We start from the raw sequence: 2,225 nt of genomic DNA on the forward strand, positions 1-2,225 counted from the left end.
GCCCGTCGGCGAGGAGCCGTTTCTGTCCGGGGCTCCACAGGGAGCAGTCGAATGCCACATCGTGGGTGTCCCGAACGGCGGCGTCGAAACGGTCGGAGCGGGCCCACATCAGACGGGCCTCGGCTGCTCGTAGCCGGAGAATTCGATGACCGCACCCATGTCGCGGACGCCTTCCAACGGGACGGTCGGCTTCCAGTCCGAGGGGCGGATGTACCAGCTTTTCCCGATGGGTGTCTGGACGAGCAGGGTGTGCCCGGAGGCGAGGAGGGCGTCGAACTCGTCCCACGCCGCGTGGGATTCCAAGGCGATTCGCCAGTCGAACTCGTTGCCTTTCGCGCGGTCGTAGACGAGGACCTTGTAGTCGGCGCCGTAGGGGGAGAACTCGCCGCGGGGAATGGGCCGGGTCATGCGCAGCTCGGGGGCCCCGGAGCTGGCGGCGATGTTGAACGGGAGCCGCTTCTGGGTGTACGGGTCGAGGATCCAGTAGCCGTCGACGTCGAGGGTGACCACGCGGGTGGTGGTGGGTGCGGAGACGAGGAGTGCGCCGGCGACCGGGTCGGTTTGGAAGTCGCGGGCGACGGTGCGGACCCTGTACATGACCGGCTTACCGATGGGCGCCTCGTAGTCGTAGACGAGGGCGGTGCGGGTGACCGGGTCGTAGGCGGCGCGGTCGGTGTGCCGAACCGGGGTCCAGGTGTCGCCGTCGTCCGTGGACCATTCGACGAGCGGGTAGACGTCGACCTGCGACGCGGGCTTCCACGCGAGGGTGGGCGCGCGTCCTGCCTGCCCGCTGATGGTGCCGCCGAACGGTCCGAATCCGAACGGTCCGACGCCGAACCCTTGGGGGGAGGCGACGAGCGGCAGGCGGGCGACCTGGAACTGGTCGAAGATCCACCTGTCGTCGGTGGACGATTCGCCGTCGAGGTAGAGGTCGAGCGAGAACCTGGTCGCGCCGTCGGGCTTGACGATGGTGACGGCGACCTGGTCGGAGAACTCGGGCGTCTCGTCGAGGACGACGCCGACGGACACGGCGCCGACGGCTGCGTCGTTGCCGTCGAGCATGGTCAGCGTGGCGGTGGCCCGCAGCCCGTCACCGATGGCCCGGTGCCGGAACGAGAACTGGTAGCTGGCACCGACCTGCGGTGGCAGGGGCAGTGAGGTGAGGGTGAGCCGGCGTCCGGTACCGGTGGAGCCGGGCAGGACGCGAAGGGAGTAGCCCTCGTAGGCATCCTCGTCGGGGGCGGTGGCGAGCGACCCGGGGCCGGTGAGGGTCCAGTGGGTGCCGGCGAGCGTGTAGATGAAGCTGGCGTCGGCGGGGCCGAGGAGGTTGCCGCTGTCGAGGCCGCCGCGGTAGGCGGTGGCGTCGATCGGCGCGCGGGTCGGGTGGATGGAGATGACCGGCGGGACGCCTTCCAGCTCGGCGACGCGGATCTCCAGGTCGACGACGGCGTCCTCGGCGGCGATGAGCCGGGCTTCGAGGTCGCCGAGCAGCGGGTCGGTCCGGGTGAACCAGACGCCGCAGTCGTCCCAGAACAGGTCCTGCCCTGCGGCGAGCGGCCCGGAGGAGCGCCACATCAGGTGCGCCCAGGTGGCGTTGTCGGGCGCCTCACCGCGGCCTTCGGACGCCTCGTAGCTGGTGCCGAGGCCGACGACGCCGCCCTCGTCCATGCGGATGAAACTCTTGGCGGCGTCGAACCAGGCGATGTCCAGGTGCATGGCGCCGCCGGGAACATCGGCTTTGATCCACCCGGCCCAGATGTGGGTGAGGCCGGGGATGACGCGGAGCAGTTGGACGCCGGTGATGGCCGCTTCGCCGTTGGCGATGACGGACGCGGTGACGCAGTTCCCGGTCAGGCCGCCGCTGGTGGCGGTGGGTGTGGTGACGTTGCCGTAGACGTGCCAGCGCAGATATTCGTTGGCCACACCGTCGCCGGTGGCGGTCTGCTGGTTGAGCAGGTTGTCGGTCTGCCGGGCCCGGATCTCCACCCGCCCGCGCGCAGGGTCGGGGGTGACCGAGAGCAGCGCGGGGGGTGCTGGCGGGTCGCCGACGATGGTGAACGTGGACGACGCCCAGTCGGACCAGCGTCCGCCGGATCCGGCGTCGGCGGCGCGGACGTAGGGGTGGTAGACGCCCGGGGAGAGGGCGGCGGGGACGGTCCACGACGCCGCACCGCTGGCCGAGTAGTAGGCGATCCCCGAGCCGGCGACCGCCCGGGCGGTCTCCG

1 protein-coding gene is annotated in these 2,225 nt (G+C 70.9%); it reads right to left on the minus strand.

Annotated features, from left to right (window positions below; all coding sequences use genetic code 11):
- Window positions 1–108: 108 nt before the first annotated feature.
- On the minus strand, window positions 109–2,225 hold a 2,117-nt coding region (locus FDN03_RS16530), incomplete at its 5' end, for a hypothetical protein (RefSeq protein ID WP_212743936.1).

The sequence above is a fragment of the Glutamicibacter sp. V16R2B1 genome (assembly GCF_005774635.1).
Classification (GTDB): domain Bacteria; phylum Actinomycetota; class Actinomycetes; order Actinomycetales; family Micrococcaceae; genus Glutamicibacter; species Glutamicibacter creatinolyticus.